General features: G+C 34.6%; 12 protein-coding genes and 4 tRNA genes. 12 read left to right on the top strand and 4 right to left on the bottom strand.

The annotated features are described in order from the left end of the window. Positions 1-7: 7 nt before the first annotated feature. From fmt to NPX36_RS01015, 3 genes are read right to left on the bottom strand one after another with little or no spacing between them, the layout of a single operon-like run. The gene (gene fmt, locus NPX36_RS01025) at positions 8-952 is read right to left on the bottom strand and encodes a methionyl-tRNA formyltransferase (protein WP_257499584.1); all 945 of its coding nucleotides are present in this window, start codon (positions 950-952) and stop codon (positions 8-10) included. Beyond that, entirely contained in the window at positions 952-2,844 is a 1,893-nt protein-coding gene (locus tag NPX36_RS01020; protein WP_257499583.1) for a RecQ family ATP-dependent DNA helicase, read from the bottom strand. The genes fmt and NPX36_RS01020 overlap by 1 nt, the downstream gene beginning before the upstream one ends. A 34-nt stretch (positions 2,845-2,878) precedes the next feature. Next, entirely contained in the window at positions 2,879-3,412 is a 534-nt protein-coding gene (locus NPX36_RS01015; RefSeq protein ID WP_257499582.1) for an ATP-binding protein, read from the bottom strand. Positions 3,413-3,524: 112 nt separating this feature from the next. Between NPX36_RS01015 and NPX36_RS01010 the strand changes: the two genes are divergently transcribed. The 10 genes from NPX36_RS01010 (at position 3,525) to typA (ending at position 9,965) form a co-directional block, all read left to right on the top strand. After that, the gene (locus tag NPX36_RS01010; protein ID WP_257499581.1) at positions 3,525-3,812 is read left to right on the top strand and encodes a DUF493 family protein; all 288 of its coding nucleotides are present in this window, start codon (positions 3,525-3,527) and stop codon (positions 3,810-3,812) included. 7 nt (positions 3,813-3,819) lie between these two features. Then, positions 3,820-4,626 carry a DUF4290 domain-containing protein gene (locus NPX36_RS01005; protein ID WP_257499580.1) on the top strand — a complete coding sequence of 269 codons (807 nt, stop codon included), beginning with the start codon at positions 3,820-3,822 and terminating at the stop codon, positions 4,624-4,626. Continuing rightward, positions 4,626-5,942, top strand: coding sequence for a UDP-N-acetylglucosamine 1-carboxyvinyltransferase (gene murA, locus NPX36_RS01000; protein ID WP_257499579.1), 1,317 nt, complete (start codon positions 4,626-4,628; stop codon positions 5,940-5,942). The genes NPX36_RS01005 and murA overlap by 1 nt, the downstream gene beginning before the upstream one ends. Before the next feature lie 56 nt (positions 5,943-5,998). Beyond that, entirely contained in the window at positions 5,999-7,105 is a 1,107-nt protein-coding gene (locus NPX36_RS00995; RefSeq protein WP_257499578.1) for a WG repeat-containing protein, read from the top strand. Positions 7,106-7,280: 175 nt separating this feature from the next. After that, positions 7,281-7,352, top strand: a tRNA-Glu gene (locus tag NPX36_RS00990). 29 nt (positions 7,353-7,381) lie between these two features. Beyond that, positions 7,382-7,453, top strand: a tRNA-Glu gene (locus tag NPX36_RS00985). Positions 7,454-7,483: 30 nt separating this feature from the next. Then, a tRNA-Glu gene (locus tag NPX36_RS00980) sits at positions 7,484-7,555 on the top strand. Positions 7,556-7,586: 31 nt separating this feature from the next. Beyond that, positions 7,587-7,658, top strand: a tRNA-Glu gene (locus NPX36_RS00975). Positions 7,659-7,814: 156 nt separating this feature from the next. Continuing rightward, positions 7,815-8,066, top strand: coding sequence for a 30S ribosomal protein S20 (gene rpsT, locus NPX36_RS00970; RefSeq protein WP_257499577.1), 252 nt, complete (start codon positions 7,815-7,817; stop codon positions 8,064-8,066). 99 nt (positions 8,067-8,165) lie between these two features. Next, the gene (gene typA / locus NPX36_RS00965; RefSeq protein ID WP_257499576.1) at positions 8,166-9,965 is read left to right on the top strand and encodes a translational GTPase TypA; all 1,800 of its coding nucleotides are present in this window, start codon (positions 8,166-8,168) and stop codon (positions 9,963-9,965) included. A gap of 47 nt (positions 9,966-10,012) precedes the next feature. Here the strand turns inward: typA and htpG are convergent, their stop codons facing one another. Further along, entirely contained in the window at positions 10,013-11,863 is a 1,851-nt protein-coding gene (htpG, locus tag NPX36_RS00960; protein WP_257499575.1) for a molecular chaperone HtpG, read from the bottom strand. A gap of 153 nt (positions 11,864-12,016) precedes the next feature. Here htpG and NPX36_RS00955 point away from each other — a divergent pair, with 153 nt between their 5' ends. Together NPX36_RS00955 and NPX36_RS00950 are read left to right on the top strand one after the other, a co-directional pair. Further along, positions 12,017-12,475, top strand: a complete 459-nt coding sequence (locus NPX36_RS00955; protein ID WP_257499574.1) for a lipocalin family protein — start codon at positions 12,017-12,019, stop codon at positions 12,473-12,475. A 12-nt stretch (positions 12,476-12,487) separates the two neighbouring features. Next, complete coding sequence (locus tag NPX36_RS00950) at positions 12,488-13,186, top strand: OmpA family protein (RefSeq protein WP_257499573.1); 699 nt, start codon at positions 12,488-12,490, stop codon at positions 13,184-13,186. The last annotated feature ends 50 nt before the right edge of the window (positions 13,187-13,236 follow it).

The following is a 13,236-nucleotide window of genomic DNA, read 5'->3' as shown; positions in this document are numbered from 1 at the left end:
AATGGCCTTAATTACACTTTGCTTGCTCTGAAAATTGCATTCCATTGAGCAATTCTGTTGTTTTCATTTTCTTTTTTCCTGGAAATTGCAACGACAAAACTTCGATGAATCCATCAATAGTAGCAATTTCTATTGTTTTTTTCGTAGTGATAAAACTTCCGGGTTGGTGATTGTGTTTTTCGGTTCGATAAGATACATCGTGTAATTTAACATTCCATTCGTTTTCATGATCTATCAAAATGGTATAAGCAGAAGGATAGGGATTTAACCCCCGAATTAAATTGTAAACCTGTTTGCTTTCCTTATTAAAGTTTATTTTACAATTTTCTCGGTTAAGCTTATACGCCGTTTTTGTGTCTTCTGCAGGTTGCAGTGTGGTGGTGGCATTGTTGTTTTCTATTAACTTTAAGGTTTCAATGACTGCGTCTGCACCTAAATGCATCAATTTGTCGTGCAATGCTCCGGCGGTTTCATCTGGTGCAATATATGCTTCTTTTTTTAGGATTATAGCACCTGTGTCTATCTTTTCATCAATAAAAAATGTAGTTACACCTGTTTTTTCTTCTCCGTTGATAATTGCCCAATTTATGGGTGCGGCTCCGCGGTAATCGGGAAGTAAAGATGCGTGTAAATTAAACGTGCCAAATTCGGGCATTGCCCAAACGGCTTTTGGCAACATTCTAAAAGCTACCACTATTTGCAAGTTGGCGTTTAATGCGGCCAATTCTGCAAGAAAAGTTTCTGATTTTAGGTTGGTGGGTTGCAAAACTTTTAAGTTATTTTGCTCGGCATATATTTTTACGGCAGATTGATGCAGTTTTTGACCGCGACCTGCTGGTTTGTCTGGTGCTGTAACCACAGCTGCAATTTCGTAATTGTTTTTGTAGATTGTATCTAAAATTCCCACGGCAAAGTCGGGCGTTCCCATGAAAACAATTCGTAGTTTATTCATTATAATTTAATATAGGTTGCGTTTTGATAAATAAATTGGTTTTCTTCAATTAATTCGGTTAAGGCTTGCGCCAAGTAACTTGTTTGGTTTAAATAACGACTTTTTAATTCGCTCAATTCAAAAACATGACCTTTTGGATGGTTTTTTAATTGATTTTTTATTTGTGAAAGCACATCCTCTGCGCTGTTTTTCTTTTGAATACAAACCGAACATTTACCGCAATCATCGGTATATAGCTCATCGAAATAATCTAATAAGATTTTGTTTTTACAAACCGATTGATTGGTTACATAATGTAGCATTGCTTTGAACTGCATGTCTTTTACATTGTTAAACTGCACCAAATTTTTTGCCACTCGGTTAATAGTGATATCATCTTCACGAATTTCGTTTAAAACAATATTTGTATCATTTGGGGCTTGTGTAAAGGTGCAAAATCCTTTTAAAACCCAAGAGTCAATAATTTCAATAATTTTTTGGTTGGGTATTTTGGTGTGTTTTGCCAATACATCAATGTCTATAAAGGTGTCGCTTTCGTGTATGCCGCGGTAATGGTGCAAAATACTTAAAAAGATAATTTCTTCGATAGAATGATTACTAAAATATGCAATGGCATCTTCAGAATTTAACAAAAAATGTATGTAATTTTTATATTTAAAATGCTGCTCAAAAGTAAGAACCGATTGTCGATCTAAAAAAGCAAATGCATGAAAGGTTTTGCTTACGGGTAAATTGTGTTTCTTACAAAAATCTTTAAAATTAAAACGAATGGTTTCGTTAAAACCTTCGCCATAAGCAATTTGAAATTGGTTTACAAAGCGTTTATATACCAGCTTTACAAAGTCGGTTTCTAAGTGGTTGTGCAGATGAAAATTAGTGGCTTCGGTAACGCTGTAATTGTTTAAGATTAATGTGGCAAAAGCTTTTTCGCCATCACGTCCGGCACGTCCGGCTTCTTGATAGTAACTTTCTAAATTATCGGGAATATGCAAATGAATCACATTGCGCACGTTGGGCTTATCAATCCCCATTCCAAAAGCATTCGTAGCCACCATCACCAAGGTTTTTTCGCTAATCCATTGGTTTAACTTTTCTTTTTTTGATTTAAAATCCAAACCTCCGTGAAAAAAATCGGCAGCAATACCGTATGATTTCAAATTTTCTGCCACTTCAACCGTTGCTTTTCTGCTTTTCACATAAACAATTGCGGGTGCATTTGATTTTTTTAAAATTTGAAACATTATTTCTTCGGTGCTTTCTTGTTGATAAACGCCATAATGCAATTCATTCCGCAAAAATGATTTTTTAAACGTTTGCGGATTCACCAAATGAAGACTGTTAATGATATCATCTTGCACACGTTTGTTGGCCGAAGCCGTTAAAGCAATAAACGGCACATTGGGCAACCATTCTTTTAACTTGCCAATTTCTAAATATGCAGGACGAAAATCGTGTCCCCATTGCGAAATACAGTGTGCTTCGTCTATCGCTACCAAATTTATAGGCAATTGAATGATTCGGCTTAAAATCCATTCATTTTTTAAGCGTTCGGGTGCTATATACAGAAATTTGAAGTTTCCATAAAGCGAATTATCCAACAAGTTTGAAATTTCTTCGGTAGATAGGTTTCCTGAAATAGAAAGTGCTTTGATATTGCGGTCTTTTAATTGATTGATTTGATCTTCAATCAACGCAATTAAAGGTGAAATCACCAAGCAAATACCATCGGTCATTAAGGCTGGAATTTGAAAACAAATACTTTTGCCACCGCCAGTTGGTAGTAGTGCAAGCGTATCGTTTCCCTGAACCACCGATTCTATGATTTCTTCTTGCGGAAAGCGAAAAGCATCGTGGTTCCAATGTTTTTTTAAAATGTGTAAAGCTTCAAACAAAACCGTGTTTTTTTTCTTTAAAAATAAAGAAAATTTACAAATTATTCAAAATAAAAGCAATTCTTGTTTCTAAATCACCTTTTGGCACCTCTTGTAGGTGATAGCCATAGCTTTCGTAGGTTTCCACCAAATGATTGTGAATAAGTTGGGCTTGTTCAAAATTCTCATAGCGTTCGTTGTCGCATTCGTAAATTTCTTCCCAAGGCGGTAAAATAAAAATTTTTGTATAGCGGTGTTCTTTGCAAGCATCTTCGAATACGGTAGGGTAGGCATCGCCAATATAGTGCATATACGCTAACACATCGGGAATACCACGATCAATAAAAACGCAATTGGCATTCTCTGTCAGTGCATTTTTAAATTGTTCAATACGCCCCTTTAAAAGTAGTTCGCTAAACAATAAGGGTTCTTTTAAAAATAATTGATCAACACCTGTTTTTTGTGCATCTAAAGTAACTTGTCGCGAAATTTCAGGATAGCAAACGTATCCCTTTTCGGCCAATTTATTAATGACCGATGTTTTGCCCGAACCAGGACCGCCAATTAAAACAATAATTTTCTTATCCACTTTAAAAATCAAAATGCAAAATTACTATAATTATTAAAACCAATAGTCATTTTAAGTCTATAATTAGTATATTTACTTAAATCTAATGTATATTTGTACTAATTTTTATTATATGGATCAAAAAGCAGAAGAATTTTATGCACGCCTAAAAGCCGAGCTAGAAAATACGACCGAAAAATGGCCGGTAGAATACTTATACAAATTTATTGTTCCAGCTGATGAGGCTAAAATTGCCTTAATTGAAAAGGCTTTCAACAATATGGGAGCAGTAATTAAAACAAATAAATCTAAAAACGGAAATTACTCAAGTGTTTCAATAAATGTGGTGATGGGCAGTGCAGATGCAATTATTGAGAAATACAAAGAAGTTTCAACTATAGAAGGAATTATTTCCTTATAAATTTTATATGAAATTTAATCCAACAGAAGCAATAAACAATTTAGAATACAACACCAATCGCAGAGATTTGGTGTTGCCTGAATATGGTCGTCATTTGCAAAAATTAATCGACCAAGTTATTTTAATAGAAGACCGTGAAGAGCGCAACCGTGCAGCACGTGCCGTGATTGATATAATGGGAACGATTAATCCGCATTTGCGCGATGTGTTAGATTTTCAACACAAACTATGGGATCAGCTTTTTAAAATGTCGCGTTTTGAGTTAGACGTAGATTCACCTTATGAAAAACCAAAAGCAGTGACCGATTTCCACGAACCGGTTTTAATTGAATATCCCAAAAACAACCATGAATACCGTTTTTATGGTTCCAATATTGTGGATATGATTCAAGAAGCTGTTGGTTGGGAAGAAGGAGAGCGGAAAGATGCTTTAATCATGGTGATTGCCAATCACATGAAGAAAAGTTATGTGAACTGGAATAATGAATCGGTAGAAGATGCTGTGATTTTTCAACATTTAAAAGAATTATCGGCAGGCAAAATTGATTTAACAACCGGCGTTGATGAGAACAACAATTCGGTGAACCTTGCCAAAACAAATAACTGGAACAACCCATATCAAAACAACCGCAATGCTTCGGGTGGTAATTCCAATAACCGCAACAATCAATTTCAAAATCGCAACAATTCAGGAAACAACAGTCAAAGAAACAATTCGAATAATAATTCTAATAACAAACAAGGGAACAACACCAATAATAGATTTGTTAAGAAAAATAATACTAATTCACCGAAAAACAGAAACACAAATTAATGGGAACTTTTAAGATAGAAGGTGGGCATCCGTTAAATGGAATTGTACAACCGCAAGGAGCTAAAAATGAAGCACTTCAAATTTTATGTGCTGTTTTACTGACTGATCAAAAAATCACAATTTCAAATATTCCTGATATCATCGATGTAAACAAACTAATTACATTGTTAGAAAACTTAGGCGTTTCTGTTGAAAAAATCGACCGAAACACCTATTCGTTTCAGGCAGATCAGGTGAATATGGCTTATTTAGAATCGGATAAATTCCGCGAAGAAGGAAAATCGCTTAGAGGGTCTATCATGATTGTGGGGCCGTTATTAGCACGATTTGGAAAAGGATACATACCCAAACCGGGAGGAGATAAAATTGGTCGCCGCAGATTAGATACCCATTTTGAAGGATTTATCAATTTAGGAGCTACTTTTAGATACAACCGCGAAGAATATTTTTACGGGGTAGAAGCGCCCAATGGATTAACAGGCACCTATATGTTGCTAGATGAAGCTTCTGTTACCGGAACAGCCAATATTGTAATGGCTGCTGTTTTAGCAAAAGGAACCACCACTATATACAACGCTGCTTGCGAACCGTATTTGCAACAATTGTGTAAGATGCTGAACGCCATGGGTGCAAAAATTACTGGCGTTGGATCGAATTTGTTAACGATAGAAGGTGTGGAATGCTTAGGCGGATGCACGCACCAAATTTTACCCGACATGATCGAAATTGGATCTTGGATTGGTTTGGCAGCAATGACGCGCAGCGAGGTTACCATAAAAAATGTAAGCTGGGAAAATTTAGGTGTGATACCAACAGCTTTCAGAAAATTGGGAATTACTATTGAAAAAGTAAACGAAGACGATATTTTCATTCCTGCACACACCAACGGTTATGAAATTAAAGGCGATATAGACGGATCTATTTTAACAATTTCTGATGCCCCATGGCCAGGATTAACTCCCGATTTATTAAGTATATTTTTAGTAGTTGCAGCACAGGCAAGGGGAGAGGTGTTGATACACCAAAAAATGTTTGAATCGCGTTTGTTTTTTGTGGATAAATTAATTGATATGGGTGCAAAAATTATTTTGTGCGATCCACACCGTGCTGTAATCATTGGTCATGACTTTAAATCGCAGTTAAAAGCAACCAAAATGTCATCGCCAGATATTCGTGCCGGAATTTCGTTATTAATTGCCGCACTATCAGCAAAAGGAACAAGTGTTATTCAAAACATCGATCAAATAGATCGCGGTTACGAAAACATTGATGAACGCTTAAGAGCTTTAGGAGCAAAAATTGAACGTTTGGATTAAAGTAAAGAGTCTTTTTAAAGGGCTCTTTTTTGTTTATATTTATCAAAATAATTATAATGAAACATTCCATATTTATTGTTTTTTTTAATATTATAACTAGTTTGTCTTTTTCGCAAAAAAAAGATATTTGGGTGTCATTTTTTAATAAAGATAGTACTCTGGTAGGTTTTAAAGACAGTAAATCCGAAATTAAAATTGAACCAAAATTTACGGGTTTTACAATAGCTAGTAAATTTGATGATGTTTTAGTAGTTTCAGAATCAATAAATGATCATTGGCAAAGTTATTACCTTAATAAGTCTGGTAAAAAATTCGGTTTAGATAGTCTATTTATTTTTGATAACCGTACAGATTGTGAAAGTGAAGGATTTATACGTTTCAGTGATTATATGACTAACAATATTGGAATGTTTAATAAAAACGGTGAAGTTGTAATCCCGGCTAATTACAATGCTTTGACAGCTGTTAGGAATGGTTTGGTAATAGCATTGAAAAATGCAAAAAAAGACTATTGGCATAAAGATGATCATGACGGATGTGATCATTTTAGTTGGATAGGTGGACAAACAATACTCATTGATACTTTAAACAATATCCTTGTTGACAACTTTACATACGAAAAGCCTCTAAATTTATTTAGTGTTGAAAAAAGTAAAAGACCACTTTCAAGTGCTATTAGAACGTCGTTTTTAGGGACTAATGGAACATATTACTCTTTTGTAGATTTTGAGAAAGAGTTTGAAGAATGGTTTAAGAAAGATTTTTTATCCAATATTTCAGAAAAAAAATTACTACTTAACTCATTTAATAAGATTGTTTGGAGTTCAAAGAGGGATTGGGAATCTTGTGAAAAAAATCAATTTATTAACGATAATTTTTTATTATTAAAGGAAATGTTTTCGGAGATTTTAACCGATGATTGTAATTATGATATTTCTCAAGCTGAGTTAAATAGTTTTATATTCGAAGGTGCAGACTTCGATGAATATTTTGATAACTGTCGTGATGCAAAATGGTGGATTTACCCAACAATGAATGTTTATATTATTAATAAAAAAGATAAAGGTTCAATAGAAAGAGGCTATGAATTTTTACGAACTAATCAAGGTTACAAATTAATTTCTATTCGCTTTAGCGATACTGATTTAAAACGTATTAAATAAATAAGATAAAAATGTATACATCAAAACCTAAAAACATTTGCGAATTAAAAATTTATGTTGATATTTGCACACGCTAATAAAAAGCAACAAGTTCTTATTAAATATAGAAAAAGTAAAAAAATAATTTGTAGGTTTTAAAAATATTAATACTTTTGCAACCGCAAATACAAATAATGGTCCGTTCGTCTAGGGGTTAGGACGCCAGGTTTTCATCCTGGTAACAGGGGTTCGATTCCCCTACGGACTACAAAAGGTTTTCCATTGACCTAAAAAAATGGCCCGTTCGTCTATCGGTTAGGACGCCAGGTTTTCATCCTGGTAAGAAGGGTTCGATTCCCTTACGGGCTACAAGGTTTTCCATCAAACCTAAAAAATGATGGCCCGTTCGTCTATCGGTTAGGACGCCAGGTTTTCATCCTGGTAAGAAGGGTTCGATTCCCTTACGGGCTACAAAGGTTTCCATCAAACCTAAAAAAACGATGGCCCGTTCGTCTATCGGTTAGGACGCCAGGTTTTCATCCTGGTAAGAAGGGTTCGATTCCCTTACGGGCTACTGTTAGTTGTAAATAAGTTTTGTAAAATATCAGTCAGTGTCTCGGCTTTTATTTTATTAGTTAAAACCAAAGTGTTTGCCTAAGCAAATGTGGGAGGTTTTTCTTTTTTAACTAAAAGTTTTAAATAATTAATTACAATTAAAAAAGATTAAAAAATGGCAAATCACAAGTCAGCTTTAAAAAGAATTAGAAGCAACGAAAAGAAAAGAGTATTAAACAAGTATCAGCACAAAACAACTCGTAATGCAATTAAAGCTTTACGTTTGATTGAAACAAAATCAGAAGCTGCTGAAAAATTAGTTGTTGTTACTTCTATGATTGATAAATTAGCTAAAAAGAATATTATTCATGCTAACAAAGCAGCTAACTTAAAGTCTAAATTAACAAAACACGTTAACGCTCTTTAATCAGTTAATGTTTTTGAGATATATAACACTGAAGCTCTCTTTCATCGAGGGCTTTTTGTTGTTAAATAGCATCAATAAAATACAAGAAACTTTATTTTTATGACCCAAATAAGAAATATCGCAATTATTGCACACGTTGACCACGGTAAAACCACCATGGTTGACAAAATTATGTATCATTGTCAATTGTTTAGAGAGAATGAAAATACAGGTGATTTAATCCTTGATAATAACGATTTAGAACGCGAACGTGGAATTACCATTGTATCTAAAAACGTTTCTGTTCAGTACAAAGGAACAAAAATCAACATTATTGACACTCCTGGACACGCGGATTTTGGTGGAGAAGTGGAACGCGTTTTAAATATGGCCGATGGTGTTTTGCTAATTGTAGATGCATTTGAAGGACCTATGCCACAAACACGTTTTGTGTTACAAAAAGCTATTGAATTAGGTTTAAAACCTTGCGTGGTTATTAATAAAGTTGATAAAGAAAACTGTACCCCAGACGAAGTACACGAAAAAGTGTTCGATTTAATGTTTGAATTAGGTGCGGAAGAATGGCAGCTAGATTTCCCTTCGGTTTACGGTTCGGCAAAAAACAACTGGATGAGTACCGATTGGAAAAAACCAACCGATTCAATGGAAGCATTATTAGAAATGGTTATTGAACACGTGCCGGCTGCCGAAGTTAAAGAAGGTACCCCACAAATGTTAATCACTTCGCTAGATTTCTCTTCTTTTACAGGTCGTATTGCAATTGGTCGTTTACACCGTGGTGTTTTGCGTGAAGGAATGAATATTTCTTTAATTAAACGTGAAGGCGGCGTTGTGAAATCAAAAATCAAAGAGCTTTATACCTTTGAAGGTCTAGGCAGAATGAAAGTTACCGAAGTGAAGGCAGGTGATATTTGTGCTGTTGTAGGGATTGAAGGTTTTGAAATTGGTGACTGCATTGCCGATTTTGAAAATCCGGAAGGATTGGGAACAATCAAGATTGATGAACCTACAATGAGCATGTTATTTACCATTAACGATTCCCCGTTTTTTGGTAAAGAAGGAAAATATGTGACATCTCGCCATATAAAAGATCGTTTAACAAAAGAGTTGGAGAAAAATTTAGCATTACGCGTAAATGAAACCGATTCTGCTGATAAATTCATGGTTTTTGGTCGTGGTGTATTGCATTTGTCTGTTTTAATTGAAACCATGCGTCGTGAAGGTTACGAATTACAAATTGGTCAGCCGCAAGTTATCATTAAAGAAATCGATGGAGTGAAATGCGAGCCAATCGAAGAATTAACCATTGACATTCCTGAAAACTTGTCAGGACGTGCAGTAGAATTTGTAACATTGCGCAAAGGCGAAATGTTATCAATGGAACCACGAGGAGAGCGTATGATTATTGTTTTTAATATTCCATCGCGCGGAATCATTGGTTTGCGTAACCAATTGTTAACAGCAACAGCAGGTGAGGCAATTATGGCACACCGTTTCTTAGAATATCAACCATACAAAGGCGAAATTGCAGGGCGTAACAACGGTTCATTAATCTCTATGGAAAACGGTAAAGCAATTCCTTATTCTATTGATAAATTGCAAGATCGCGGTAAATTCTTTGTAGATCCAAATGAAGATATTTACGAAGGTCAGGTTATTGGAGAAAATTCTCGTGGAGATGATATGACGGTTAACGTAACAAAAACCAAAAAGTTAACAAACGTGCGTTCATCCGGTGCAGATGATAAAGCCCGAATCATTCCAGCAATTAAATTCTCTTTAGAAGAAGCTTTAGAGTATATTCAAAAAGATGAATATGTTGAGGTTACTCCAAAATCATTGCGTTTACGTAAAATCTACTTAAATGAAAACGATAGAAAACGTTATAAAATTGATTAATTCAGTTTAAAATATTCAATAAAAAAAGGAGCAAAATGCTCCTTTTTTTATTGAATATTTTCAAAATTTCGTTTCACAAAAGCAGTAAGCTCTTCACCTTTGAGCAAGCCTTGAGCCAGTTTTGCTAAATCTAATGCTTGTTTTACTAAATGATTTTTAGTGGCTTCATCACTTTCGTTTAAAATTTTAGAAGCAATTTCAGAATTCGTATTAACAATTAAATTGTATGAATCTGGGAAACTGCCAAATATGGTATTGCCGCCCATTGCCTGCATTTCTTTCATACGACGCATAAATTCGGGTTGCGTGATCATGAAAGGTTCCGCATTGCTGTCCAAAGCTTCGGTTTGAACACTGTAGTTGCTATTATTTATAGTGGTTTCGATAAACTCTTTTAGTTTTTTAGTTTCATCCTCGCTTAATTTAGAAACCACCGTTTCCTCTTTCTTAATTAAATTATCAATTGAATCCGCATCAACACGCGCAAAAGTGATGTCTTGATGATCCATTTCCAACTTTTGAATTAAATGCGATACAATTGGCGAATCTAAAAGCAACACTTCATATCCTTTTGCTTTGGCGTTTGATATATAGCTGTGTTGTGCATCTTTGTTTGACGCATAAAGCACAACCATTTTACCTTCTTTATTGGTTTGGTTTGCTTTTATTTTTGCTTTTAATTCTTCAAAAGTAAAAAACGCCTCATCAACGGTTGGATACAGTGCAAAATCTTTCGCCTTTTCGTAGAATTTATCCTCACTCAGCATTCCATATTCCAGCACAATTTTAATATCGTTCCATTTTTGTTCAAAAGCAGCACGGTCTTCGTTAAAAAGCGATTTCAATTTATCGGCTACTTTTCGGGTAATGTAATTCGATATTTTCTTCACATTTCCATCGGCCTGCAAGTAAGAACGCGACACATTTAAAGGAATATCCGGAGAATCGATTACACCTTTTAACATCGTTAAAAATTCAGGAACAATTCCTTCTACATTATCGGTAACAAAAACTTGATTTTGATACAATTGAATTTTATCTTTTTGAATGCTTAAATCACCCGATAATTTCGGAAAATATAGAATTCCTGTTAAATTAAACGGATGGTCCACATTCAAATGGATATGAAACAAAGGATCGTCGAACTGCATAGGATACAATTCGCGGTAAAAATTTTTGTAATCTTCATCGTTTAGCTCACTTGGTTTCTTTGTCCATGCCGGGTTTGGGTTATTGATGATTGCATCAACCACTACTTCGTTATCGCCTTCTTTTTCGGTTTTTGTTCCAAATTTAATAGGCACGGGCATGAATTTGTTGTATTTAGAAAGAAGTTGTTGAATTTTGTGGTCTTCTAAAAATTCGGTAGAATCATCGGCAATATGAAGAATGATTTCTGTACCACGCTCGGTTTTGTTTGAAGGCTCTAAAGTAAACTCAGGCGATCCGTCGCATGTCCAGTGAACAGCAGGTTCTTCTTTATATGATTTGGTAATGATTTCAACCTTACTTGCAACCATGAATGCCGAGTAAAATCCTAAACCAAAATGCCCAATAATGCCTGAATCTTTTGCAGAATCTTTATATTTTTCTAAGAACTCTTCAGCGCCAGAAAAAGCGACTTGGTTAATGTATTTTTCAACCTCTTCAGCTGTCATTCCAATCCCTTGGTCAATAATGTGTAGTTTTTTGTTTTCTTTATCAACCTTCACTTCAATTTTTGGATGACCATATTCAACAGTAGCTTCACCAATAGCTGTTAAATGCTTTAATTTTAAAGTGGCATCGGTAGCATTACTAATCAATTCACGTAAAAAGATTTCGTGATCGCTGTATAAAAACTTTTTAATCAACGGAAAAATATTTTCAACCGTTACATTTATTTTACCTGAAGTCATATTTATAAGATTAATTTTACTGTTATTTTTGCTGATAAATAGTCAAAACAAATACCAATGATGAAAAATATGACAAAAAGGCATAAAAAAAATCATCAAAAATTATATTAAGGCACAAAATTTGTTAATTTTGAACTATAAAATATATTAATTATGAAAAAGGTCTTAGCAATAGGAATTTTATCGGTAGCAATGTTCTCATGTAAAACAGCTACTAACACAAAAAATGATGTGCCAACTCAGATTAAATTAAAAGGAGAGTGGACATTGACCAATGTAAAATATCCATCAGGATTTAAAGTTACATCATTCCAAATAGCCGATGCAAAATGTTTTGAAGGCAGTCAGTGGAAATTTGTTTCAAACAATAACACAGGAACTGTTACCTTGAACAACAATTCCTCAAGTTGTCCGGAGTACAATTCTAAAATTGTATGGAACATTAAGCAAGACAGTTCATTCAACTTAAAGTTTGTTGGTGATGACAAGGCAAAACATGTTACTACAGGGTATAATCTTACCGCAGCAAACATTACAGACACGACTTTTGAATTGATTGACAATTCAACGGAAGCAACAATTGTGTATTCATTTGTAAAAAATAATAAATAAAAATAGAAAGTTATGAAAAAAGTAAGCGTATATGTATTATCAACTGCTTTATTGGCAGGAACACTATTCACAGGGTGTAACACGGTTAGAAATGCAAACAACACTCAAAAAGGTGCAGCAGTTGGTGCAACTGCAGGTGCGGTTTTAGGCGGTGTTTTAGGAAATAATGTAGGAAGTAAAAACAACAGTGCTTTAGGTGCGGTTTTGGGTGGAGTTATCGGTGGAACTGCCGGTGCAATTATTGGTAAAAACATGGATAAACAAGCACAAGAAATTGAAACAGCTATCCCTGGAGCAACAGTTGAACGCGTTGGTGAAGGAATTAAAGTAGTATTGAACGAAAATACAGTTAACTTTAACTTCGATTCAGCGGAATTAACCCCAACAGCGACTGCAAACTTGGATAAAATTGCTAAAGTTTTAATAAGCAACCCAAAAACTTTAATTACAATTTATGGCTACACAGACAGTGTGGGTAAAGATGAATACAACATGAAATTATCTCGCAGCCGTGCAAATGCCGTGAAATCATACTTAGGATCAAAAGGTATTGGCGTGAAAAGAATTACTGCGCAAGGAATGGGAGAGGCTGATCCAATTGCATCAAACGATACAAAAGAAGGACAAGCTAAAAACCGCCGCGTGGAATTTGGAATTGTAGCGAATGAAGATATGATTCAAGACGCAAGAAAAGAAGCAGCACGTTATTAATCATATAACTATACAAGTATTTAATAGAAGCAATGTTTAAAAGCATTGCT

The sequence above is a fragment of the Paenimyroides aestuarii genome (assembly GCF_024628805.1).
In the GTDB taxonomy this organism is placed as follows: domain Bacteria; phylum Bacteroidota; class Bacteroidia; order Flavobacteriales; family Flavobacteriaceae; genus Flavobacterium; species Flavobacterium aestuarii_A.
This window is presented reverse-complemented; position numbering and strand designations above follow the sequence as displayed.

Bases quoted from the DNA above. Each gene is read 5' to 3' on its own strand.
- fmt (WP_257499584.1), bottom strand. From the start codon at position 952: ATGAATAAACTACGAATTGTTTTCATGGGAACGCCCGACTTTGCCGTG.
- NPX36_RS01010 (WP_257499581.1), top strand. From the start codon at position 3,525: ATGGATCAAAAAGCAGAAGAATTTTATGCACGCCTAAAAGCCGAGCTA.
- NPX36_RS01005 (WP_257499580.1), top strand. From the start codon at position 3,820: ATGAAATTTAATCCAACAGAAGCAATAAACAATTTAGAATACAACACC.
- murA (WP_257499579.1), top strand. From the start codon at position 4,626: ATGGGAACTTTTAAGATAGAAGGTGGGCATCCGTTAAATGGAATTGTA.
- NPX36_RS00995 (WP_257499578.1), top strand. From the start codon at position 5,999: ATGAAACATTCCATATTTATTGTTTTTTTTAATATTATAACTAGTTTG.
- rpsT (WP_257499577.1), top strand. From the start codon at position 7,815: ATGGCAAATCACAAGTCAGCTTTAAAAAGAATTAGAAGCAACGAAAAG.
- typA (WP_257499576.1), top strand. From the start codon at position 8,166: ATGACCCAAATAAGAAATATCGCAATTATTGCACACGTTGACCACGGT.
- htpG (WP_257499575.1), bottom strand. From the start codon at position 11,863: ATGACTTCAGGTAAAATAAATGTAACGGTTGAAAATATTTTTCCGTTG.
- NPX36_RS00955 (WP_257499574.1), top strand. From the start codon at position 12,017: ATGAAAAAGGTCTTAGCAATAGGAATTTTATCGGTAGCAATGTTCTCA.
- NPX36_RS00950 (WP_257499573.1), top strand. From the start codon at position 12,488: ATGAAAAAAGTAAGCGTATATGTATTATCAACTGCTTTATTGGCAGGA.